The sequence below is a fragment of the Paraphotobacterium marinum genome (genome assembly GCF_002216855.1).
In the GTDB taxonomy this organism is placed as follows: domain Bacteria; phylum Pseudomonadota; class Gammaproteobacteria; order Enterobacterales; family Vibrionaceae; genus Paraphotobacterium; species Paraphotobacterium marinum.
The window spans coordinates 810,791-833,647 of record NZ_CP022355.1; the positions used below are offsets into that span (position 1 = coordinate 810,791).

The following is a 22,857-nucleotide window of genomic DNA, read 5'->3' on the forward strand; positions in this document are numbered from 1 at the left end:
AAAAATTACAAATATTATAGAGAACGCTAGTTTATTAACAAAATTCATAAGTATTTTTTAATTAGAAACTGAATTTTCCCATTCACTTTGCCATTTTTCTTTATTTTGAAAAACCTCAACTGGCGAAAATAATAATGATTTTTTGGGTCTTATTAGGCTATCAAACTCTTTAGGCAATTTAGTCTTAATTACTGGATACATCCAACTGCCAGTAGGCATTTCGTTTTGAAAGCCTTTAGAGAGAATGAAACTCATAAAATTCTGAGTTAATTTGGAATTATTTTCTTTTATATATCCGGCAACTTGAATTTGCATATAATGACCTTCAGAGAAAGAAGCTGCTGAAAAAGAGTTGTTTTGTTCTTCGATTAAACTATATGCTGGATCAGTAGTATAGGATAAGACCATATCAGCTTCTCCTTTTCTAAATAGGTTAAAGGCTTGAGTCCAATTATTTGTAACAGTTAAGGTATGCGTAGATAATTTTTTCCACATTTTAGATGCATCCTTTCCATACACGGCTTTCATCCATAACATGAAACCTGTACCAGCAGTATCCATTCTAGGATCTTCATATACTACCGAAATATTTTTATCATTTATGAGTTGAGAAAGGCTCTGAGGTGGGTTTTTCAGTTTTTTATTGTTATAAATGAAAGCAAAGTAACCATAATCATATGGAATAAAATATGTATCCTTCCATTGGACTGGTAAATTTAAATCAGATAGTTTGATTTTATTTTTTCCAAAAAGGTTAGTTTGTTCAGCTTCGTGAATTAAAGTTTGATCTATACCAAGAATAATATTTGCTTTTGTGTTTGACTTTTCTAATTTTAATCTGTTGATAATAGATATAGAGTTTGGAAAAATTTGGTAATTAATTTTACATTTGTATTTTTTTTCAAAGATATTTTTTATTTTTGTTCCTGGCCCCCACTGAGAAGCAAAGGTTTCGGTTGTATAAATAGTTAATGTTTTTTCTTGTGCAAAAATGAAAAAACTAAGGAAATATAGTAAAAAACCAATCAAAAATTTCATAATAATAAAGTGTCATTTTAAAAATAATGCATAAATTATAATGCTTATTCAATAATTAAGGAATTATTTCTAGTAAAATTTTAACTTAAAAAAAGCTATGTTTTCGATTAAAAATTGTTTTTTTTTTAAAAAAAGCAAAATTAGTTTGACTAAAAGGTGTTGTCTTTGCTATTCATAATTATTATACGTTTTTTAACTATTTCAACTATGAGCCTTTTATTAATTGTAAATTTAAAATCTAATATTTTGCTGCTTTTAAGTTCTTTTTAAGCGCAGGTGTTTTTTTTTTAATAACCTGCATTAAGCAGGTTTTTTTATGGAGAAATTATAATTATGAGTGAGAAAATTATTATTTTTGATACTACCCTGAGGGATGGGGATCAATCATTAGATGCAAGCTTGAATATCAAGGATAAACTGACAATAGCTCTCGCTCTTGAAAAGCTAAAAGTTGATATTATTGAAGCAGGTTTTCCTATTTCTTCACCGGGGGATTTTGAAGCGGTACAATTAATTTCTAATCGTATAAAAAACAGCAAGGTATGTGCTTTAGCTCGAGCGGTTCCTAAGGATATTGAAGTAGCAGCAAAAGCTCTCTATTCAGCGGAAAACAAACGAATTCATACTTTTATATCTACTTCAGACATTCATATTAAAGAAAAGCTTAAAAGTTCATTTGAAAAGATTGAAGAAACTGCTGTCAGAGCAATCAAACTGGCAAGAAATTTTACAGATGATGTCGAATTTTCATGTGAAGATGCAGGGAGAACTTCATTAGATAATTTATGTAGAATTGTAGAAAAAGCGATACATGCTGGGGCATCGACCATAAATATTGCGGATACTGTTGGTTATACTTTGCCAAATGAATTTCAAAACATCATTTCTTCATTGTTCTTAAAAGTACCTAACATTCATAAGGCAATAATTTCGGTGCATTGCCATGATGACTTAGGTCTATCTGTAGCTAACTCAATTTCAGCTGTTCAAGCTGGAGCGAGGCAAGTTGAGTGTACAATTAATGGCATAGGTGAAAGGGCAGGAAATTGTGCTTTAGAAGAGGTTGTAATGGCAATTAAGGCTAGAGCAAAAGATTTGAAAGTTCATACTGATTTGAACTTCAAAGAAATTACTAAAACAAGCCAACTTGTCAGTCAGTTATGTAATATGCCCATACAGCCTAACAAAGCAATTGTTGGTGAAAATGCATTTAGTCACTCATCTGGAATCCACCAAGATGGAATTTTAAAAAATAAAAAAACATATGAAATCATCACACCAGAATCTATTGGACTGTTGGATAAGTCGTTAAATTTAACGAGTCGATCAGGAAGAGCAGCTATTAAAGAAAGAATTGCCTCTATGGGGTACGAAGACTCTGATTATAACTTAGATAATTTATATGAATCTTTCTTGAAGCTGGCTGACAAGAAAGGTAAAGTATATGATTATGATTTAGAAGCGTTAATATATTTCACAAATACTAAAGATAACGATGACTTTTATAATTTAGAATACATTAATGTCCAATCTGGTAACAAAATGGCAACTGCTAGTATAACGTTAAAATGCGGCAGTGAAATAAAATCAGATGCAGCTGTTGGAAATGGTCCCGTTGATGCTTTATATCATTGTTTCTATAAGGTGACTGGCTATGATATTCAATTAGATAAATTTCATTTAAAATCAACAGGTGAGGGTGAGAATAGTCTTGGCAAAATAGATATTATTGCTAATTTTAAAGGAAGGAGCTTTCATGGGACTGGTTTGGCTACGGATATTGTAGAAGCTGCAGGTCAAGCATTACTCCATGTTATAAATACTATTTACAGAGCCGAAAAAATAGATTACATAAAAAGAAGCGTTGGTTGAGAATAAAATAAAAAGTCAAGGGGTTGTCATGAAGCAAATGTCAGGTTCAGAATTAATTCTAGAATCTTTGTTAAAAGAAGGTGTTGAATATATATTTGGTTACCCAGGGGGCTCAGTTTTAGATCTTTATGACTCCATTCATCAGCAAGAAAAAATTGAGCATATTTTGGTTCGACATGAACAAGCAGCAACTCATATGGCAGATGGGTATACTCGAGCAACAGGTAAGATAGGTGTTGTGCTAGTAACTTCGGGACCAGGAGCTACAAATGCGATTACAGGCATTGCAACTGCTTATATGGATTCAGTCCCAATGATAGTTTTGTCTGGTCAAGTCAGGTCGAGTTTGATAGGTTATGATGCTTTTCAGGAGTGTGATATGATTGGAATTTCAAGACCAATTGTAAAGCATAGTTTTCTTGTAAAAAAAGCTGAAGAAATACCTACGATTATAAAAAAAGCATTTTATATTGCATCGACAGGAAGACCTGGCCCAGTAGTTATTGATCTTCCCAAAGATATGCTTGATAACACAAAAAATGTTAAATATATTGAGCCAGGCAATATCAACATGCGTTCTTATAACCCAACTATTAAAGGTCATGTTAAGCAAATTAAAAAAGCAACTGAGCAATTATTAGTTGCTCAGAGGCCAGTCTTATATCTTGGTGGAGGGGCAATTACAGCTGATTGTTCCCAAGAAATTCTTGATTTAGTTGAACGCTTAAATTTACCTGTCGTAAATACGCTTATGGGATTAGGTGCTTTCCCAGGAACGCATAAAAACTGCTTAGGTATGCTAGGAATGCATGGAACAGTTGAAGCAAATAGAGCCATGCATAATTCTGACTTAATATTTGCAGTTGGGGTTCGTTTTGATGATAGGACGACAAATAATATTGCAAAATATTGTCCAGACGCGACTGTTATTCATATTGATATTGATCCATCTTCAATTTCAAAGATAATTAAAGCGGATATACCTATTGTCGGCTCAGCAGATTATGTTTTGAAAAGTATGTTACAAATAATTAAAACTCCTAATAAAAATCATTTAGAATCTTGGTGGGATTTAATTGAATCCTGGCGAAAGGAAGATTGTTTGTCTTATGTAAAAGATAAAAATAGTATAAAGCCTCAACAAGCTATAGAAGCATTATATAAACTAACCAATGGAGATGCCTATGTAACATCAGACGTAGGACAACACCAAATGTTTGCCGCTTTGTATTACCCGTTCGATAAACCAAGACGATGGATTAATTCGGGTGGACTAGGTACGATGGGTTTCGGTTTACCAGCAGCTCTAGGGATAAAAGTAGCCTTACCTGATGAAGAAGTTGTCTGTGTGACGGGTGACGGCAGTATTCAAATGAATATCCAAGAATTATCTACTGCAATGCAATATAACTTGCCCATAAAAATTATTAATTTAAACAACAGATATTTAGGCATGGTTAAACAATGGCAAGACATGATCTATCAATCTAGACACTCACATTCTTATATGGAATCAGTACCAAACTTTGTTGAAATATCTGAGGCATATGGTCACAAAGGAATAATTATTAATAACCCTGAAACTCTAGAAGAAGATTTAAAGAAAGCATTAGCCATCAAAGATAAATTAGTTTTCATTGATATTATGGTTGATAAAGAGGAACATGTTTATCCAATGTTGGTAGCTGGAGAGTCCATGAATGATATGTGGTTGAAAAAAAACAATAGGACAAATTAAATTATGCGAAAAATTATTTCTGTACTCATGGAAAATCAACCAGGGGCTTTGTCAAGAGTGGTTGGCTTATTTTCTCAGAGAGGCTTCAATATAGAGTCGCTTACCGCATCACCTATAGATGATACTGGAAGTCTTACTAGGCTGAATTTAACAACTGACGTTTCCGATGATGCAGTTAGAGAGCAAATTGAAAAACAACTCCATAAATTGATTGATGTAATCAAAGTAGCACACATTTCTGAAACCGACCATTTAGAAAAAGAAGTATTATTACTGAAATTAAAAGTTACCAAATCGACTAGACTTGATTTAAAACAAATAATTGATATTTTCAATGGTAAGGTTTTAGATATATCTCAATCGCAGTATGTTGTGGAATTGACGGGTAACTCAAAAAAAATTGATGAATTTATTACAGTTATAAAAGAAATTACAGAAGTTTATGAAACAGCAAGAAGTGGTGTGATTGGTATGACGAAAGGAGATAAAGCTTTTCGAGTATAAAAAAAGGCAATATTAAAAATATTGCCATTTATATATTGGTTTTACATTTTATAATACATGTACGGAGGCGGTATTCGTAGTTCCAGATGGGACTAGTGCACCAGAAACCATTACAACTACGTCACCCTTTTTACCCATTTCATGGGTAAGAGCAAGCTCTTTACCTTTCATATAAAAATTGTCAGTATTCGCAATTTCACCTGTTATTACAGGAGTTACACCCTTACATAAACATAATTGAGCTGCTGTTTTTGGGTTTGTTGTTACTGCTAAAATATTTGCAGTTGGGAAGTATTTTCGGACAGATCTTGCTGATTTTCCTGCTTCTGTTGCTACAATGATTAGAGGAGCATTCAGTTTTTCAGATGTGTCAACAGCTCCCTTACAAACAGCTTCAGTAATTCTTAATCTATCACTATCAAGTCTACCATTTAATTGAGCATGCATTGATGAGTCAGTGCGTTCGCATATTTGAGCCATAATTTTTACTGCTTCAGCAGGGTATTTTCCTTTTGCAGACTCCCCAGAAAGCATTACAGCATCCGTACCATCCATAATTGCATTTGCAACATCACCAGCTTCTGCTCTGGTTGGTCTGGGGTTTTTAATCATTGAATCTAGCATCTGTGTTGCTGTGATAACCATTTTACGTGCTTTGTTACATTTCTCAATCATCATTTTTTGAGCGAAGATAACTTCTTCAACAGGGATTTCCACACCCAAATCACCACGAGCAACCATTATCCCATCAGAGGCTTCCAAAATTTCATCAAAGTTATCAACACCTTCTTGGTTTTCAATCTTTGAGATAATTTGTATTTTGTCCCCACCATTAGCCTTCAATAGTTGTCTAATTTCATGAACATCTGAAGCTTTTCTTATGAAAGATGCGGCTACAAAATCAACTTTTTGTTCGCAACCAAAAACTAAATCAGCCTTATCTTTTTCAGCAAGAGCCGGAAGTTTAACTGATACGCCAGGTAAGTTAACCCCTTTATTTTCACCAAGGTCACCATTGTTTAAAACTTGACATTTTACCACACCGTTTTCAGTTGAAATCACTTGCATTTCGATTAATCCATCATCAACTAAAATAGTATCATTAGCTTTTAGATCATCAGCAAATCCAGGGTAAGTAACAGCAACACCATCTTTATTGCCAACTTTGGATGGGTCTGTGTAAAAATTAAATTCTTGACCAGCTACCAAGCTAACATCTTCACCATTTTCTAACTTAATTGTTCTGATTTCAGGACCTTTAGTATCTAGTAAAATAGCAAGAGGCTTTCCAGTTTCCTCCATAATTTCTCTTAGATTTTTAATACGCTGACCATGCTCATTAAAGTCTCCATGAGAGAAATTTAATCGCATAACGTTCATGCCAGCCATTGCTAATTCTTTTAATTTTTCTTTAGCCTCTGATTTAGGACCAATTGTACAAACAATTTTAGTTTTTTTCATCTGAGTTGTCTCCAGACATCTTGATTAATTTGAATATAAATGTAATTGGCATCCGATTGCCAATTTTGTTTAACACAATTATTTTACCAGATATCTATAATCTAATCACGAAACTATTTTAAATTTATTAAAATTTTATAGATAAGGAAATTTCATTTTTTTAAAAAACTAATGTAGGAATTAATTAAAAAGGAAATGGTATTCAAATGTAGAAGTGGTGGCCCCTCCCTGACTTGAACAGGGGACCAATCGATTATGAGTCGACTGCTCTGACCACTGAGCTAAGGGGCCTTCTTGTTTGTGTTGAGGATTATATGGTATATATAAAATCTTGTCTATTAATAAATTCAAAAAAATGATTAAAATTGAATCAATTAGAACTATATCTGTAAAAAACGACTCAAAGAGTCATTTTTTACGAAAAATAGATGGTGTTTATTCGTCAAGGAAACTTCTCAATACATCCGATCTAGTAGGGTGTCGAAGCTTACGTAAAGCTTTAGCTTCAATTTGTCTAATTCTTTCTCTGGTTACATCGAACTGTTTACCTACTTCTTCAAGAGTATGATCAGTGTTCATATTGATGCCAAATCTCATTCTTAAAACTTTTGCTTCCCTAGGTGTCAGACCTGCTAAAATTTCATTTGTAGCACCTTTCAAGTTTGTGGCTGTGGCAGCATCCATTGGGAGCTCTAAGGTACTATCTTCGATAAAATCACCTAAATGTGAATCTTCATCATCACCAATAGGAGTTTCCATTGAAATAGGTTCCTTAGCAATTTTAAGAACTTTTCTGATTTTATCTTCTGGCATTTGCATTTTTTCTGCTAGCTCTTCAGGTAGTGGTTCTCTCCCCATTTCCTGAAGCATTTGTCTTGAAACTCTGTTTAATTTATTAATAGTTTCAATCATATGAACAGGTATTCTTATTGTCCTTGCTTGATCGGCAATTGAACGAGTGATAGCCTGTCGAATCCACCAAGTAGCATACGTTGAGAATTTATAACCCCTACGGTATTCAAACTTATCGACAGCTTTCATCAAACCGATATTACCTTCTTGTATTAAATCTAAAAACTGTAATCCTCGATTTGTATATTTTTTTGCTATAGAAATAACTAATCTAAGATTGGCTTCAACCATTTCTTTTTTTGCTCTTTTAGCTTTAGCCTCACCAATTGACATTCTTCGGCTTATGTCTTTGATTTTATGAATAGATAGACCTGTTTCCTGTTCAATTTGTTTAAGTTTGTTAATATTTCTTCTCAAGTCTTCTTCATATGAAGAAAGTCTTTTTGAGAAATCTTCATTACTTTTTAAGGCTTCATCAACCCATAACTCACTAGCTTCATTTTTTGTAAAATAATTAATAAAGCTTTTTTTAGGCATCTTACTTTGATCAACACAAATACGCATAATAAGTCTTTCACTAGTTCTAACTTTATCCATTGTATTTCTAAGTTCGTTCACGACTTTGTCGAATTGTTTAGGAATAAGTCTAAATAGCTTAAATACTTCCGATAGTTTTTCGATAGATTCTGCTGTTATAGGATTATCTCTTCCATGTGATTTTATATTGTTATCTAATTCAGTGTATGCAGCTCTTAATTCAGAAAATTTGCTTTTAGCTAGTTCAGGGTCGATTGAAACATCTTCTTCCGAATCTTCTGAACTTTCGGAGTCTTCATCTTCTTCAAGGTCCTGATCTTCGTCCATTAAATCTACTTCTGTTAACTCAGAACCAATGTGAGTAGCAGTTGGTGATAGTTCATCTTCAGCATCGGGATCTACGAAGCCATTAATAATATCTGAAAGTCTAAGTTCTTCATTTTCATATTTATCATATTGCTCTAATATGTGCAAAATAGATTCAGGGTACTCAGCTACTGAGGATTGAACTTGATTGATTCCTTCCTCAATACGTTTTGCTATATCTATTTCACCCTCTCTAGTCAAAAGTTCTACTGTCCCCATTTCTCTCATATACATTCGCACAGGATCAGTTGTTCTTCCAATTTCGCCTTCAACAGATGATAGGGCTTGGGCAGCAGCTTCAGCAGCATCTTCATCTGCTGTATCTTCTGTCATCATTAAATCATCGGCATCTGGTGCAGATTCAACTACTTTGATACCCATATCATTTATCATTTGAATAATGTCTTCAACTTGATCAGAATCTACTATGTCTTCCGGCAAGTGATCATTCACTTCAGCATAGGTTAAATAACCTTGTTCTTTTCCTTTGGCTACAAGCAGCTTTAATTGTGATTGAGGATTTTGAGTCATAAGGGAGCATCCAATGTAGTTTTAGAGTAAAATTATAAAGTTTTAATTATAAACATTTCATTATAGCAAAATAACTAAATTATATCCAACTAGTCTTTGCTTGATAATATTAATCGCGTTAGCTCTTTCTTTTCCAAATCAGTTAATCCAACTTTATTAGACTTGATTTGTAAATTTTCTATTTGTTTGTCAATACATAGCGCATAAACACTATCCAGTGAATCTAGGAAGTAATCAAAATAATTATCACTCGATTCATCTTGCATAGGTATTTCCCATGTAGATAGTAATTTTAAGTATGAATATTCGTCTCTATCTCGCCAATTTTCGATTAATTGTCCTGTCTTTATATATGGGTTCGTGACACAAATTTCAAGTAGCTCTATTAAAATTGGTAGACCGGGTATTTTTAATTCTGCGACCTCTTGTAAAGATGACGGGACTACTTCGTTGAGAATAAACTGAGGGTTTTGTAATAATAGACTTATAGTAACTCTTAGAGGGGTTTTTTTTATGTGTTTATATTTTTTAATTTTTTTAACTTTTTGTTGGGAATTTAATTTTATTAATTGTTCTTCATTAATGAATAGATTTTTGGATAGCTCTTTAGTAAGTATTAATTTGTTTGCATTTCCGGGTATAAGTTCAATAAACTCTAAAATATTCTTTGTTAAAGTTGATTTATTTAAATATTGATCATTTTTTTGGTAGTACTCAAAAGTAAAACTGGCTAAACTTTCAGCATTTATTATTTTGTCTGTAAATGCTTCTTTGCCATTATTTTTTATAAATGAATCAGGGTCTTCATCTTTATTTAAGGATATAAATTTTATTTCCTTACCATCTTCTAAAAATTTCAAAGCATTTGTTAAGGTTTTCCATGCTGCATTTTGTCCTGCAGCATCACCATCATAACAACAAATAACTTCATTTGTGTATCTAAACAAAGTACGAAGATGATGATCCGAAGTTGCAGTGCCAAGACATGCGACTGTATTTTGGAAACCAGCTTGATGAAGAGAAATAACATCCATGTATCCTTCAACAATTAAGATTGATTTTGGATTTCTGTTGACTTTTAGTAATTCATATAAACCATATAATTCTTTTTGTTTATGAAACAAAATTGTTTCTGGTGAATTAAGATATTTAGGTTTTTCATTATCTAAAACTCTACCACCAAAACCAACAACTTTTCCTGATGTATTTCTAATTGGAAACATTATCCGGTTTCTGAACCTATCGTAATAAGTATGATGTTTTTGGCTTTTAATTGATATACCTAAGTTTTCCAGAGAAACCAAATGATTTTTAAAATATTGATGGTTTGATATTGTACCCCAGGCATTTTCAGAGAACCCTAATTCGAAACGATCAATTATCTCAGTTGTTAACCCTCTTTTAATAAGATAATCCATTGCATCACGGTTTTTGTAATCTTTAAGTTTAGTATTGAAGTGTTCGGTAATTTGAAACATTATTTGATATGCATCAGATGAGGTCTTTAATGATAAAAGCTCTTGAGAGTTCAGGTTTTCTCTGGGGATCTCTAGGTTAAGCCTTTGGGCAAGAGTCTCTATTGCTTCAATAAAAGATATATTATCAAACTCCATAACAAAATCTATGGAATTGCCGTGTGCTCCGCAACCAAAGCAATGATAAGTCTGTCTTCGATCATTTACTATAAATGATGGGGTTTTTTCATTATGGAATGGACAGCAAGCTGTGAAATTTTGGCCTTGTTTTTTTAACTGGATGCGTTCATTAACAATATCAATTACGTTTGTTTGATTGATTAAGTTATCAATAAATGAGCGTGGAATTCTTCCTTTCATTCTATCTCCTATTACCAAAGATAAAAGATATGATTAAAATTGATGAATGAAACTACTATAAATTATAAGTTTAAAATTATTTTATAAGTTGAGAATGAAAACTCTCAACTTATAAAAATATTGTTGTTTATACAGATATTAGTATAGACGAACTCTTTTTGAATTTTCTCTAGCAAGTTTTTTTAAGTGACGCTTAACTGCAGAAGCTTTAGCTCTTTTTCTTACAGTTGTAGGCTTTTCAAAGTGCTCTCTTTTTCTCACTTCAGATAAAATTCCTGCTTTTTCGCATGATCTTTTAAATCTGCGTAAAGCAACGTCAAATGGTTCGTTCTCACGTACTTTTATTACTGGCATAATTAATACTCACCTCAGAGTTTACAATTTATGAATTTAATCATAATAAATTTATTACTAAATGGTGCGGAATTTTAATATTTTTTGTACAAATTGTAAAGAGAAAAATCAAAATTACTAGTTAATTTGTTTTTAAAACAGTACAATGAATAAAAATTTTTAAGGTTTTAAATGATTATGCGCATATTAGGTATTGAGACATCTTGTGATGAAACTGGTATAGCTATTTATGATAGTGACTTAGGTATCCTATCTAATGAGTTATATTCCCAAATTGATTTGCACTCGAAATATGGAGGTGTTGTTCCTGAGTTGGCATCAAGAGATCATTTATCTAAAATCATACCCTTGATCGAAGATGCTCTGACAAAAAGTCAATTAAAAAAAACTGACATAGATGCCATAGCTTACACCGCAGGACCAGGTTTAGTAGGTGCTTTAATGGTTGGTGCTACTGTAGCATCAGGATTAGCTTTTTCTTGGGGGATTCCTGCTATACCTATACATCATATGGAAGGTCACTTGTTGGCGCCTATGCTAGAAGATAATAAACCATCATATCCATTTGTTTGCCTGCTCGTTTCTGGTGGACATACTATGTTAGTGGAAGTTCTTGATTTTGGTACATATAATATTCTGGGAGAGTCTGTTGATGATGCTGCTGGTGAGGCTTTTGATAAAACAGCTAAAATTATGGGGCTAGGTTACCCTGGAGGACCTCAAATTTCAAAATTAGCAGAACTTAGTCTCATAGAAGATGATTCTTATCCAAGACCTATGACAAATAAGTCAGGTTTAGACTTTAGCTTTTCAGGATTAAAAACACATACTGCAAATATTGTAAATAAAAGCTCTAAAGATCAACTTGCTTTAGCAAATATTGCGAATGCATTTCAAAGAGCGGTTGTTGACACACTAATGATTAAAAGTAAAAGGGCTTTGAAGTTAACTGGTCATAGCAGACTTGTAATTGCCGGTGGTGTTAGTGCGAACAAATATTTAAGAACTGCTGCTCAGAAGATGATGAGTGAAATTAATGGGGAAGTATTTTATCCGAGACATGAATACTGTACGGATAATGGTGCTATGATAGCCTACGTTGGTTTTGAAAGGTTTAAACGAAAAATTTATAATGAAAATGATTTGTCAGTCAGAGTTTATCCAAGGTATCCCTTAGATAAATTAAGTCAGTTCAGTTAAAAGAAGGAGAATAAATAATATGCAGTCTTTCGATGAAAATGATATTGTTTTTATTAAATCACTAGAAGTTCATACGATAATTGGTATCTATGATTGGGAGCAAGAAACCAAGCAAAAACTTCTTATAGATATAGAAGCCTCACATGATAATACTGTGCCGGCTAAAACTGATAACATTGAAGATGCTGTTGATTATGAGTTTATTTCAACTTCTATTGTAAAGCTATTTCAGAATACTAAGTACCAGTTAATTGAAACTGTTGCAGAAGTATGTGCAAACTGGATTCTGACTCATACAAAATCTAAAACAGTGAAAATTACCGTATCTAAGCCAGATGCAATTAGCGCTGCGATGAATGTGGGCGTTCAAATTGCACGAAGTAAAATAAATAAAAATTAGTGTAATTTACTTTGTATTTCTATTATTTTTTTCTCCCTAACATAATTTTTTATTTGGTTTGGATGGATATGGCTTGGAATATCTAATTTAAACTCCGAAAGAATTTTGAATACATTTTGGTAATATATTTGGGTTTCTTCACACTGATCCTTATTTTCAATATTATAAATTTTAAAGAATATGTCCAAGTTATTAGGTTGGCGAAAAACATTTAGTTTTTCTAAAAATGATAAAGAAAATTCAGGCGTCTCTTTCAAGCTGCACTTGAAATAAAAATGACACTTTTGGAAGGTTAAAATCAATTTTTTGAGTTCTTTAGGTATTTTTATTCGATTAATAAAGGAGTTCAGTTGTTCTTCATAATTTGAATGGAGTAAATAAAATATCGTGGCAATAAATATAGTTTGATACGTTCCAGAAATATTTCTAACCTTTTTTATTAAACGTTCTGTTTGAGAACCAAGATTAGTATTATTAATTTTGATACTATACAGTTGATTAATTTCTGGGCATATGACTGATAATGCTGATGAATGCCTAAGGGTGTTTATAAAAACTTCTGGAACACCAGAAAGGAGTGATTTATGCCACTCATTCCAAATTCTTTCTTGGGAAATAGTTTCTAGCTCCCCGCTAATAGAAATCCTCTGCATAAGACTCATGGTTTCCGGAGCAATTTCAAATTTAAATTTATGAAGCTGAGCCTTAAATCTTGCAACTCTTAACACTCTTAATGGGTCTTCAATGAAGGCATTTGAAATATGACGAAGTTGCCTATTTTTAAGATCGCTTAACCCTCCAAAAGGATCAATTTTAGTTCCTAATTCATCTTCAGCTATAGCATTTATAGTTAGGTCTCTTCTCAGTAGATCTTCTTCAAGAGAGATATCCTTCGAAAAGATAACTCTGAAACCTTGATGACCTTTACCTTTTTTAATTTCTTTTCTAGCTAAGGCATACTCATTTCCTGTTTGAGGGTTAATGAAGACTGGAAAAAACTTCCCAACTTTTTTAAACCCTTTTTTTAACATTTCATTAGGACTTGAACCGACAACTACATAATCATTATCTTTAGGAATGAGACCTAACAGTTGATCTCTAACTGCGCCACCTACTAAATAAATTTTCATAATAATCTCAAAGAAATAATATATTCCCATTATACATAAATTTAGATAACATAAATAAAAATTACTTGAGATGTTGTTATGGATAATACTGAAATTGAATTAAAATTTAGAGCGCATAAGTTTAATAAAAAAAAATTTTTATCTTTCTTAAATGAATTTCCTATTTTATCTGACTCAATTGAAAATATTCAAAACACCTACTTTGATACAGACGAATTCTTACTTGGAAGACAAAAAGCTGGACTTAGGATTAGAAAAGTAAATGACGAATATATACAAACATTAAAATTTATTTTACCAAGTGATAGAGAATTAATCGAAAGAAAAGAGTTTAATTGTAAGATTGATAATCTAAAGCTAGATTTAAATTTGTTTCCTAGTGGTGTTAGAAAAAATATACTTAATGGAATAAGTGGTGTAACTTGTCATCCGATATTTACAACAAACTTCAAAAGAGAGTATTGGCTGATTTTATTAAATAATAAATCAAAAATTGAAGTTGCTTTTGATAGTGGTATGGTTAAAACTGATAAGAACCAATGCCCAATATCTGAAGTAGAAATTGAGTTAATTGATGGTGATATGGAAGATTTGTTTTTTTTAGCAAGCAAATTAGCTTTGCTCGATGGTTTGAGAATTGATTTTTCAAGTAAGGCTAGTATTGGCTACCAATTATCTAAACACATTATTAAAAAAAATAATGATGATGATCCTAACAAATTACCAATTATTGACTACGATAGTAAATATCGTGTATTTAAAAATTACTTTATTGAGATGAAAAGGCATGAGCAAACTTTCTTAGATTTTGGAAATAAAAAATCTTTAGACGCTTTTATAAAAACAAGCCAAGGCTTAAAAAAAATATTAGAGTCAATTGATCTAGATGATCTCTTCGAAGAAAAGCCTTGCATGAAAAACTTCTTATCTTTAATTGATAACTTGAATAAATTATATGAAAAAACAATGTTTAATTTTGATAATGAAGAAAAACTGAATGAATTTGATTTAATTCAATTTAGAGATTTGTTTCATACATCAGATTATTTGTTATTTTGTTTAGCAATGTTAGAAGTAAATGTAATCAAAGATTAATTTTAAATTGGAGTAATGATTTGTCTAATACTTGTTGTAGTTTATCAAAAGACTACATAAAAAAATATCTAAACAGTGAGTTCTGTCAAAATAAAAAAACGCATGAATCAGTTGTTAATTATATTTATTATTCAGCAAATAAGAGTAAATTTATACATGATAGTTTAAAACAAAAACCAAGTTTAATAAGAGACTTATTCTTAAAACTCAAAAATCGTGATCATTTGAATAATTATAAAAAATTAAATATAAAAAATCACATTAACAATAGTATTAATGATGAAAAAAGATATTTTCAGGAATTAAGATATTTCCACAAACTTGAGACACTCACAATTGCCGTATTAGATCTCAACGATCTTGAAACTATCCAACAAATTGTTAAGAGACAAAGTAAACTTGCTGAACAACTTGTTTTAGTAGCGTATGCATGGTGTTACAGCACTTTAAAAAAAAGTCTTGGTACTCCACTCGATAAGTTAAATCAAGAATTACACATGAAAATTCTTGCAATGGGAAAGTTAGGTGGTGACGAACTAAATTTCTCTTCAGATATTGATTTGATATTTTGTTTTCCTTTCGAAGGAATTACTGTTGGTGGGAAGAAATCAATTTCTCATTCTGAATTTTTTACACGAGTAGGGCAGAAATTAATTTCTTGTTTAAATCAATCAACGTCAGATGGCTATTGTTACAGGGTGGATATGAGGCTTAGACCATACGGTGATAGTGGGGCATTAGTTTATTCTTTTAGTGCATTAGAAGAGTATTATCAATCCCAAGGAAGGGAATGGGAACGCTACGCTTTAGTTAAAGCAAAAATTTTGGGGGAAAATGATAGTTTTAGTCAAAAATTAAGGTTAAAGTTGTTACCGTTTGTTTTTAGAAAGTATATTGATTTTAGTATCATTGACTCTTTAAAATTGATGAAAAAAAAAATCAACATCGAATCTAAACACGTTAATAATAATATATTGAATATCAAATTAGGTTGTGGGGGTATTAGAGAGGCAGAGTTTATCGTCCAGTCTTTCCAACTTGTGAGAGGAGGAAGAGAAGAAGGATTGAGATCCAGAAACTTCAATGAGGCTCTTATAGCGATAAATAAATTAAAATTATTATCTGATAAGGAAACTCAGAACTTAAAAAAAAGTTATTGGTTCTTGAGGCAATTAGAAAATTATTTACAAATATTAGATAATAAACAGGTACACCATCTTCCAAATAATGAAAAAGAACAACGCATTATACAAAAACTTTTTAAATTTGATTTTTGGGAAAACTTTTTAGAAACATTGGCATTCCATACACATAACATTCATAAAATATTCCAACATATTTTTGGAAATGAAGAAGATACTAATGATTCTAATAACGTTTTTCAAAACATCTGGCTCCTTTCGGACAAAAAAGATGTGCTCAATAAATTGCTCTTAGATCTAAATCAAAATGAACCAAATCAAATCACATCTATTATTTCAAACTTTAAAAAAAGCCTCAGAAAAAAAAATATTGGTAAGTTTGGTAAAATAAACCTTGATTTACTTATACCGAAGAGTCTACAAATCATTTTAAACTTGCAAATAAGTAATAAAAGTGATGTTTTGAAGAGGATGTTTGATATTCTCTTTAATATTGTAACCAGAACAACTTATTTAGAGTTGTTGAATAAATACAACTTTGTTTTAGAAGAATTAATAAATCTTGTTTCAAAAAGCACTTTTGTTACTCAGCAAATTACTAAATATCCAATTCTTTTAGACGAAATTCTAACAACAGATGGAAAGCTAACCTTATTAAACTTAGAAGACTACAAAGGTGAATTGGAAAATTTGTCATTAAGCTTTCATCAAGATGATTTCGAACAACAAATGGAATTGCTTAGACAGTTTAAACAATCTCAAATATTTAAAATTGTAGTTTCTGATTTGAGAAATAAAATACCCTTAATGAAAGTAAGTGATCACTTAACTGCTTTAGCAGAATCAATTATACATAAAGTAACTGAGTTAGCATGGCATCAAATCACTAATCAATATGGTATTCCCTCATATCTTGAAGGGTCTTCATTTAAAGATTTTACAATAATTGGCTTTGGGAAATTAGGTGGTTATGAATTAAGTTACAATTCAGATTTAGATCTTGTTTTTTGTCAAATTTTCCAAAAACATCTATGACAAATGGAACAAAAAAGATTTCAAGTTATCAGTTTTATTCAAAATTAATTCAAAGAATTATTCATATATTATCTATCAAAACCTCAATGGGTCAATTATATGATGTAGATATTAGATTGAGACCTTCAGGAAAGTCCGGATTATTAGTTTGTAGCGACTCAGTATTCTTGAATTATCAAATAAATGATGCTTGGTTATGGGAGCATCAAGCACTTATTCGTGCTAGAAGTGTTTATTCATCTGCACAAACACATTCTTTTGATTCATTAAGAGTAAAAGTTTTGTGCACCAAAACACATCCAAAAGATTTTTTAAAAAAAGAAATAGTTGAGATGAGAAAAAAAGTTATTTCTCAAAAAGATTTAAGTACAAAAAACATATTTGACATAAAAAATGGAGCTTATGGCTTAATTGATATTGAGTTTTTTGTCCAATATATGGTGCTTTTATTTGGAAGAGAGGAGAAAAACTTATTTAAATATACTGATAATATAAGGATATTAGAACAATTAGGACAGTATAATTTTATAAGTTCAGATGAGCAAAACAATCTAATTAACATATATTGCACATTTAGAACAAAGATTCATCATATGTCGCTTAGAAACGAAGTTCCAAGCATGTTAAAAAATGAGGCAAAAATATATCGAAAGTTTTTGAAGGAAACTTGGTCTAAATATCTTGGTAAAGAGAGTCTTCTCCCAGTGGACGAGTTTTAAATCTTTTATGCATCCATAAATATTGTTCAGGTGCCTCTAATATTGACTCCTCAATAATGTTATTGATAAATAAACAACCTTGTTCGACATTTTTGTATGGGAAATCTGAATCTACTGAACGATACTTAAAAGTATATCGACTTGTATTCGAGTTATGAGATAACGTGAAAGGAAGTAAAGAGCATTTCGTAGCATTGATTAGTACATTACCTCCAGTCATTGTAGCAGCTTTTTTTACACCTAAAAAAGGTAAGAATATGGAACGATGTCTTCCATAATCATGGTCATTAGCATACCAAACAGAATCACCGCTTTTTAGAGCCCTCAACATGCCTTTTACATCTTTTCTATCAAGCATATACTTATTTGAACGCTTTCTCCCTTTGAACTGAATATAATCAAATACAATATTTTTGTTTGGTCTGTAGACACCAACACCTGGGCAGTTGATGCCATAGATTCTAGCTCCCAACTCAAGATTTGTGGAGTGAATAGCAACTAAAAGAATACCTTTATCGCTTTTTTTTAATTTATTTAATACTTCTATACCCTCAATGTCGACAATTTTTTTAATTCTCTTATCTGACCAAAACCATGCCATAATCATTTCTATAACATACATCCCTGAATAAAACTGATTTTTATTAACAAGCTTTTCAATATCATTTGTTTTCATTTTAGGGAATGAAAGCTCCAGATTTCTTTTTATAATTGCTTTTCTTTTAGGAATAATTTTGAAAATTAACCATCCTAAAAATTTACCAATTAGTTGAAGCAATGCATATGGAAGTAGACTGATGATGAACATTAAAAGGACACCTATCCATGTAATGTAATATTTTGGATGTAGCATTTTAACTGTGAACTTTGGTTCTTTAGTCTTTGACATTTATAATTATTAATCCACTTTTATATTTATCAAAATAATAATATTGTTCTAGTATAAGAGAAAACTATTATATGTTAAAGTGAAACAAATTAATTTAGGGATATGTAAAAATGAAATTGTCTTTTCCTAACTTCAGAAAAGCCAAAATTTTGGTCGTTGGTGACTTAATGCTTGATAGTTATTGGTTTGGTTCTGTTAATAGAATATCACCAGAAGCCCCGGTTCCGGTAGTAAAACAAAAGAGTATTGAGGATAAACCAGGTGCTGCAGCAAATGTTGCTATGAATCTTGCTGCATTAGGTGTAGATGTTACTTTAGTGGGTATTACTGGACTTGATAAAGATGCTGACATTTTAAAAAATGAATTATCTTCAGTTGGAATAAATTCAAACTTTATAGTTGATGATACTAATCCTACGATAAAGAAGCTAAGAATATTGTCACAAAATCAACAACTAATTAGAATAGACTTTGAAGAAAAATTTTCATATAAATGTATTAAAAAAGTGCCTCAATTGATAAGTAATATAATTTCTGATTTTGATGTATTGATCTTATCAGACTATGCAAAAAGCACTTTAGATGATTGTGAAAATATTATAAATGAAGCTAGAAAACTTAATATTCCAGTTATTGTTGACCCAAAAGGAAATGATTTTAGCAAATATACATATGCATCAATATTAACCCCTAACATTCATGAATTTGAACAAATTGTAGGGCCTGTGAATGATGACCAAGTACTCATTCAAAAATCTTTGGAATTAATTCAAAAACTAAGTCTTGAAGCATTATTAGTCACAAGAGGTGCAAATGGCATGACTTTAGTGCTCAAAAATGGTACAGAATATCATATTCCTTCAAATGCTAAAGAGGTTTACGACGTTACAGGTGCGGGAGATACTGTTATTTCTGTTTTATCTGCCTCAATAGCTGTGGGAAGCTCTTTTTATGAATCAAGTTTATTGGCGAATCTTGCAGCAGGTATTGTAGTTTCCAAAATTGGTACTTCTACAGTCAATAATATTGAACTAGCAGAAAAAGCTCAATCTGAAGAATTTAAAAATAAAAAGATTTTAACTCTAGAAGAATTAGTAGATATAGTCACAGTCCACAAGCAAAATAATACTTCAATTGTCTTGACAAATGGATGTTTTGATTTATTGCATGCTGGCCACGTTTCTTATTTAAATGAAGCTGGACAATTAGGAGATAAACTAATTGTTGCAGTTAATTCTGACAACTCAGTTAGAAGGCTTAAAGGAGCAGGCAGACCTATAAATACTTGTGATAGACGAATGCAAGTTTTAGGTGGACTTGGTTCTGTTGATTATGTTGTCCAGTTTGATGAAGATACACCTCAAAGATTAATCGCTCAAATCTTACCTGATTTGTTGGTTAAAGGGGGTGATTATAAAATAAATGAAATTGCAGGAGCCGAAGATGTAATTGAAAATGGTGGAGAAGTGCGAATTCTATCTTTTAAAGATGGACTTTCAACCACAAATATAATCAACATTATAAATAATGAAACAAATTAACCATTATAAAGGTAGTCTTTGTTAAAAAAAGAGACTACCCCTAAGATAATTTATCTAATATTAAATAAATTATTTAATCTATTTACGTCATTGTCACTCAGAGTCCCCGCATTTTGTTTTAATGCAGTATTATCATTTATATAATCATATTTAGCTTTAGATAACTCTTTTTGACTATCTGCTAATGTTTGCACATTGTCAAGAACATCTGTAATGGTTCCTGTTCCAACCTTATATTCAGCCAAAGAAGCCTCATATGCCGACTGTGCTGATACAACAGCAGCAGTTTGTGCTTTAATTGTCTCTATATCAGCAAGAATATTTGTATAAGATGTAGACGTATCTGACATTAGTGTTCTATATTGAAGAATATAATCTTGTCTTGTCTTCTCAGCAGAGAACTTACTTGCGTGAACATTTGAAATATCACTTCCACCACTAAATAAATTCATGTTTATTTCAGCACCATACTGGGATGTTCTTGTAGTACCGCTATCACTGCCAGATGGATAGTTCTTAGCAGGTTCGTAACTTCCATTAACGCTCAATGTTGGTAAAAAATTAGCCCAAGCAATTGAAATCCCTTTTTTGGAAGCATCGAGTGTATATTTTTGGGTTAGCAGATTTAAATTATATTTTTTTGCAGAATTAAGATAATGGGATTTATTCAAGGTTAAAGGTTTTGCATTGAAAGTTTTGTTATTGAGTTTATTGATAGCAAAGTACTCTTTACCTGTTAAAGTTCCTAAATCAGCTAAACTATTTGAAACATCATTTTGAGCTGAAACAACATTAGCTTTATCTTGAGAGTTAGTTGCTTTAGCTTCATAAACATCTGTTATTGGAGATAACCCAACGTTGAATTTTTGCTGAGCAACTTTTAGGGCTTGTGCTGATGCCTCCTCTTGTGCTTTGCTGAATTTAAGAATATCTTCATTTAATAAAACTTGTGTATACTTTGTAATTAAATCAACTATTAGTTGCTGTTTTGCGCTCTCGTAAGCTGCATTGGAGGCATTTGCAGTAAACTCAGATTGTTTCCAAGTTCGCCAATTAACTGGATCATAAACACTTTGAGTTACCCCAATCGTGGCACTTAAGGTATCAGTATGTGGCGTACCGGTTTTAGATTTAGCCAGCGCATCTGCTGTCAAACCAACTTGAGGCAGAAGTGTGCCAAAGCTAGCTCCTGTTAATGCTTGGTTTTGATCTCGTTCGGCTTTCGCACCCAGTAAGGTGGGATCCTTTAGTTGTGCATCTTTGTATATTTCTATTAAACTTGAAGCAAAGGCTAGTTTGATAGAGCTTGTAATTGCTAAAGTTATTATTAATTTCTTTGTAATATTCATTATAATTCCTATTTTGGTCGTATTGACTTTTATTCAAATAACTTACTTACTTGAATTAAATCACGATCACTTAGAGTTCCTTGACTTTTTTTCAGCTTTAATGATTCTAATAAATAATCAAGCCGTTTTTCTTGCAGAATTCTTTTAGAGTCATAAAGATCAGAAATACTTTGAAGCACATTATTCATGGTCTCAGTTCCAACTTTATATTTCGCTAATTTTTCTTTGTAAACAGATTCATTTGCTTTGTAGGTATCGGCATAAGCTTGAACGTTGTAGATTGCATCATTTATGTTATTGTAGTTCTGTTTTGTTTCTGTGATGACTTGCCTATAAGTTTTAATAAAGTCTTGACTAAATTTAACATAATTAAACTTAGATGCTTCAACAGCTGAACTTATCTGCCCTCCTTGATAAATTGGAACATTAGTTTCAATTTGAATACTATTTTCCCTTCCATTATATGAGTATTGGTTGTTAATATCAGTGTACGGTTGAGCATCATTATTCGATTTATTATGGTTTAAAGAATAATTTGCAGTTAAATTTACAGAGGGTAAGGCGCCAGCAGATTTGACTGAAATTTCTTTTTTAGCCTCCTGAACCTTAATACGATCTGCTAAGATTGATAAATTATACTTCTTTGCATCACTTATGTAAAAATCAAGTTTTTTGGAATTGGGTAAGTTTTGAATTTTTTTAAATTTAATGGAGACAGCTGACGATCTCTATAGCCAGTTAAGATACCAAGCTCCTCTAATGACTTTTGTAGCTCACTTTCAGCTTGAGCTTTTTTACCAAGAGCATCAAGGTATTTAGCTTTACTTTGACTAACGTTTGTAATTGGGACTAAACCAACTTTAAATTGTTGCTCTGCTAAATCAAAGGATGATTTGAAAGCGTCTATTTCGGCAAGCCTTTGTTCTAAAATATATGTATTATTTAATACTTTGAAATAGGCTCTAGTTACTCTAATAATTAAATTTTGCTTTCTGACCAAATAAGTCGCATTTTTAGCTTGATATTTTAATTGAGCTAACTTCCAGTCTCTCCATGTTGACGGTTGATACAATGCCTGGGTTAGCTCTAACTCTGCATTACTTACAGATTGTCTATCAGGAGGCGAACATAATACATCAGAAGCAGAACTGTCATCACTACAACTAATATGATTATATGTAGCATCAAAATCTAATTGAGGTAAAAGTAAACCTTTACTTACACCTATTTTTGACTCGAACTCCTGTTTTTCAGCTTGAGATTTTAGTA

19 protein-coding genes and 1 tRNA gene are annotated in these 22,857 nt (G+C 31.6%); 9 read left to right on the forward strand and 11 right to left on the reverse strand.

Annotated elements, in window-relative coordinates; genetic code table 11:
- Positions 1-57 precede the first annotated feature (57 nt).
- Positions 58-1,038, reverse strand: coding sequence for a thiamine ABC transporter substrate binding subunit (gene thiB / locus CF386_RS04340; RefSeq protein ID WP_089073206.1), 981 nt, complete (start codon positions 1,036-1,038; stop codon positions 58-60).
- A gap of 333 nt (positions 1,039-1,371) precedes the next feature.
- On the opposite strand from thiB, the gene leuA reads away from it, so the two are divergent.
- The 3 genes from leuA to ilvN are packed head-to-tail and all read left to right on the forward strand — an operon-like array spanning position 1,372 to position 5,152.
- On the forward strand, positions 1,372-2,910 hold the full coding sequence (leuA, locus tag CF386_RS04345; RefSeq protein WP_089073207.1) for a 2-isopropylmalate synthase: 1,539 nt from the start codon (positions 1,372-1,374) through the stop codon (positions 2,908-2,910).
- Positions 2,911-2,938: 28 nt separating this feature from the next.
- On the forward strand, positions 2,939-4,648 hold the full coding sequence (locus CF386_RS04350; RefSeq protein ID WP_089073208.1) for an acetolactate synthase 3 large subunit: 1,710 nt from the start codon (positions 2,939-2,941) through the stop codon (positions 4,646-4,648).
- 3 nt (positions 4,649-4,651) lie between these two features.
- A complete protein-coding gene (ilvN, locus tag CF386_RS04355; protein WP_089073209.1) occupies positions 4,652-5,152 on the forward strand; it encodes an acetolactate synthase small subunit in 501 nt (166 codons plus the stop codon).
- A 48-nt stretch (positions 5,153-5,200) separates the two neighbouring features.
- On the opposite strand, the gene pykF is transcribed toward ilvN, so the two are convergent.
- From pykF to rpsU, 5 genes are all read right to left on the reverse strand, one after another.
- The gene (pykF, locus tag CF386_RS04360; RefSeq protein WP_089073210.1) at positions 5,201-6,613 is read right to left on the reverse strand and encodes a pyruvate kinase PykF; all 1,413 of its coding nucleotides are present in this window, start codon (positions 6,611-6,613) and stop codon (positions 5,201-5,203) included.
- A gap of 215 nt (positions 6,614-6,828) precedes the next feature.
- Positions 6,829-6,904: transfer RNA gene (locus CF386_RS04365), tRNA-Ile, on the reverse strand.
- A 144-nt stretch (positions 6,905-7,048) separates the two neighbouring features.
- Positions 7,049-8,899, reverse strand: a complete 1,851-nt coding sequence (gene rpoD / locus CF386_RS04370) for an RNA polymerase sigma factor RpoD (RefSeq protein WP_089073211.1) — start codon at positions 8,897-8,899, stop codon at positions 7,049-7,051.
- 89 nt (positions 8,900-8,988) lie between these two features.
- Positions 8,989-10,734 (reverse strand): DNA primase, encoded by a 1,746-nt coding sequence (gene dnaG / locus CF386_RS04375; protein WP_089073212.1) that lies wholly within the window; start codon positions 10,732-10,734, stop codon positions 8,989-8,991.
- Positions 10,735-10,872: 138 nt separating this feature from the next.
- Positions 10,873-11,088, reverse strand: a complete 216-nt coding sequence (gene rpsU, locus CF386_RS04380) for a 30S ribosomal protein S21 (protein ID WP_089073213.1) — start codon at positions 11,086-11,088, stop codon at positions 10,873-10,875.
- 177 nt (positions 11,089-11,265) lie between these two features.
- Between rpsU and tsaD the strand changes: the two genes are divergently transcribed.
- Both tsaD and folB read left to right on the forward strand, forming a co-directional pair.
- Positions 11,266-12,288 (forward strand): tRNA (adenosine(37)-N6)-threonylcarbamoyltransferase complex transferase subunit TsaD, encoded by a 1,023-nt coding sequence (gene tsaD / locus CF386_RS04385; protein WP_089073758.1) that lies wholly within the window; start codon positions 11,266-11,268, stop codon positions 12,286-12,288.
- Between the two features lie 19 nt (positions 12,289-12,307).
- Positions 12,308-12,688, forward strand: a complete 381-nt coding sequence (folB, locus tag CF386_RS04390) for a dihydroneopterin aldolase (protein WP_089073214.1) — start codon at positions 12,308-12,310, stop codon at positions 12,686-12,688.
- Here folB and cca read toward each other — a convergent pair.
- On the reverse strand, positions 12,685-13,818 hold the full coding sequence (cca, locus tag CF386_RS04395) for a multifunctional CCA tRNA nucleotidyl transferase/2'3'-cyclic phosphodiesterase/2'nucleotidase/phosphatase (protein WP_158522297.1): 1,134 nt from the start codon (positions 13,816-13,818) through the stop codon (positions 12,685-12,687). The two genes, folB and cca, sit on opposite strands and share 4 nt — an antisense overlap.
- A 78-nt stretch (positions 13,819-13,896) precedes the next feature.
- Here cca and CF386_RS04400 point away from each other — a divergent pair, with 78 nt between their 5' ends.
- From CF386_RS04400 to CF386_RS13335, 3 genes are read left to right on the forward strand one after another with little or no spacing between them, the layout of a single operon-like run.
- Complete coding sequence (locus tag CF386_RS04400; protein ID WP_089073216.1) at positions 13,897-14,913, forward strand: CYTH domain-containing protein; 1,017 nt, start codon at positions 13,897-13,899, stop codon at positions 14,911-14,913.
- 20 nt (positions 14,914-14,933) lie between these two features.
- Positions 14,934-17,090, forward strand: coding sequence for a bifunctional [glutamate--ammonia ligase]-adenylyl-L-tyrosine phosphorylase/[glutamate--ammonia-ligase] adenylyltransferase (glnE, locus tag CF386_RS04405; protein ID WP_158522298.1), 2,157 nt, complete (start codon positions 14,934-14,936; stop codon positions 17,088-17,090).
- A complete protein-coding gene (locus CF386_RS13335; protein WP_089073218.1) occupies positions 17,063-17,809 on the forward strand; it encodes a [protein-PII] uridylyltransferase family protein in 747 nt (248 codons plus the stop codon). Before glnE ends, CF386_RS13335 begins: the two co-directional genes overlap by 28 nt.
- On the opposite strand, the gene lpxL is transcribed toward CF386_RS13335, so the two are convergent.
- Positions 17,763-18,698: an LpxL/LpxP family Kdo(2)-lipid IV(A) lauroyl/palmitoleoyl acyltransferase gene (lpxL, locus tag CF386_RS04415; RefSeq protein WP_089073219.1), complete on the reverse strand. Its 936-nt coding sequence runs from the start codon at positions 18,696-18,698 to the stop codon at positions 17,763-17,765. The genes CF386_RS13335 and lpxL overlap by 47 nt on opposite strands.
- 110 nt (positions 18,699-18,808) lie before the next feature.
- Between lpxL and hldE the strand changes: the two genes are divergently transcribed.
- Positions 18,809-20,239, forward strand: coding sequence for a bifunctional D-glycero-beta-D-manno-heptose-7-phosphate kinase/D-glycero-beta-D-manno-heptose 1-phosphate adenylyltransferase HldE (hldE, locus tag CF386_RS04420; protein WP_089073220.1), 1,431 nt, complete (start codon positions 18,809-18,811; stop codon positions 20,237-20,239).
- 50 nt (positions 20,240-20,289) lie between these two features.
- Here the strand turns inward: hldE and CF386_RS04425 are convergent, their stop codons facing one another.
- The 3 genes from CF386_RS04425 to CF386_RS04435 are packed head-to-tail and all read right to left on the reverse strand — an operon-like array spanning position 20,290 to position 22,816.
- On the reverse strand, positions 20,290-21,588 hold the full coding sequence (locus CF386_RS04425; protein WP_089073221.1) for a TolC family outer membrane protein: 1,299 nt from the start codon (positions 21,586-21,588) through the stop codon (positions 20,290-20,292).
- A gap of 29 nt (positions 21,589-21,617) precedes the next feature.
- A complete protein-coding gene (locus tag CF386_RS04430; RefSeq protein WP_089073222.1) occupies positions 21,618-22,298 on the reverse strand; it encodes a TolC family protein in 681 nt (226 codons plus the stop codon).
- The gene (locus CF386_RS04435; protein WP_225971738.1) at positions 22,241-22,816 is read right to left on the reverse strand and encodes a TolC family protein; all 576 of its coding nucleotides are present in this window, start codon (positions 22,814-22,816) and stop codon (positions 22,241-22,243) included. Before CF386_RS04435 ends, CF386_RS04430 begins: the two co-directional genes overlap by 58 nt.
- Between the last annotated feature and the right edge of the window lie 41 nt (positions 22,817-22,857).

What these genes read in the sequence shown, in the direction of transcription:
- rpsU (WP_089073213.1), bottom strand. Translation starts at nt 11,088, where the DNA reads ATGCCAGTAATAAAAGTACGTGAGAACGAACCATTTGACGTTGCTTTA.
- dnaG (WP_089073212.1), bottom strand. Translation starts at nt 10,734, where the DNA reads ATGAAAGGAAGAATTCCACGCTCATTTATTGATAACTTAATCAATCAA.
- tsaD (WP_089073758.1), top strand. Translation starts at nt 11,266, where the DNA reads ATGCGCATATTAGGTATTGAGACATCTTGTGATGAAACTGGTATAGCT.
- cca (WP_158522297.1), bottom strand. Translation starts at nt 13,818, where the DNA reads ATGAAAATTTATTTAGTAGGTGGCGCAGTTAGAGATCAACTGTTAGGT.
- rpoD (WP_089073211.1), bottom strand. Translation starts at nt 8,899, where the DNA reads ATGACTCAAAATCCTCAATCACAATTAAAGCTGCTTGTAGCCAAAGGA.
- CF386_RS04425 (WP_089073221.1), bottom strand. Translation starts at nt 21,588, where the DNA reads ATGAATATTACAAAGAAATTAATAATAACTTTAGCAATTACAAGCTCT.
- lpxL (WP_089073219.1), bottom strand. Translation starts at nt 18,698, where the DNA reads ATGTCAAAGACTAAAGAACCAAAGTTCACAGTTAAAATGCTACATCCA.
- thiB (WP_089073206.1), bottom strand. Translation starts at nt 1,038, where the DNA reads ATGAAATTTTTGATTGGTTTTTTACTATATTTCCTTAGTTTTTTCATT.
- ilvN (WP_089073209.1), top strand. Translation starts at nt 4,652, where the DNA reads ATGCGAAAAATTATTTCTGTACTCATGGAAAATCAACCAGGGGCTTTG.
- CF386_RS04350 (WP_089073208.1), top strand. Translation starts at nt 2,939, where the DNA reads ATGAAGCAAATGTCAGGTTCAGAATTAATTCTAGAATCTTTGTTAAAA.
- hldE (WP_089073220.1), top strand. Translation starts at nt 18,809, where the DNA reads ATGAAATTGTCTTTTCCTAACTTCAGAAAAGCCAAAATTTTGGTCGTT.
- folB (WP_089073214.1), top strand. Translation starts at nt 12,308, where the DNA reads ATGCAGTCTTTCGATGAAAATGATATTGTTTTTATTAAATCACTAGAA.
- pykF (WP_089073210.1), bottom strand. Translation starts at nt 6,613, where the DNA reads ATGAAAAAAACTAAAATTGTTTGTACAATTGGTCCTAAATCAGAGGCT.
- CF386_RS04400 (WP_089073216.1), top strand. Translation starts at nt 13,897, where the DNA reads ATGGATAATACTGAAATTGAATTAAAATTTAGAGCGCATAAGTTTAAT.
- leuA (WP_089073207.1), top strand. Translation starts at nt 1,372, where the DNA reads ATGAGTGAGAAAATTATTATTTTTGATACTACCCTGAGGGATGGGGAT.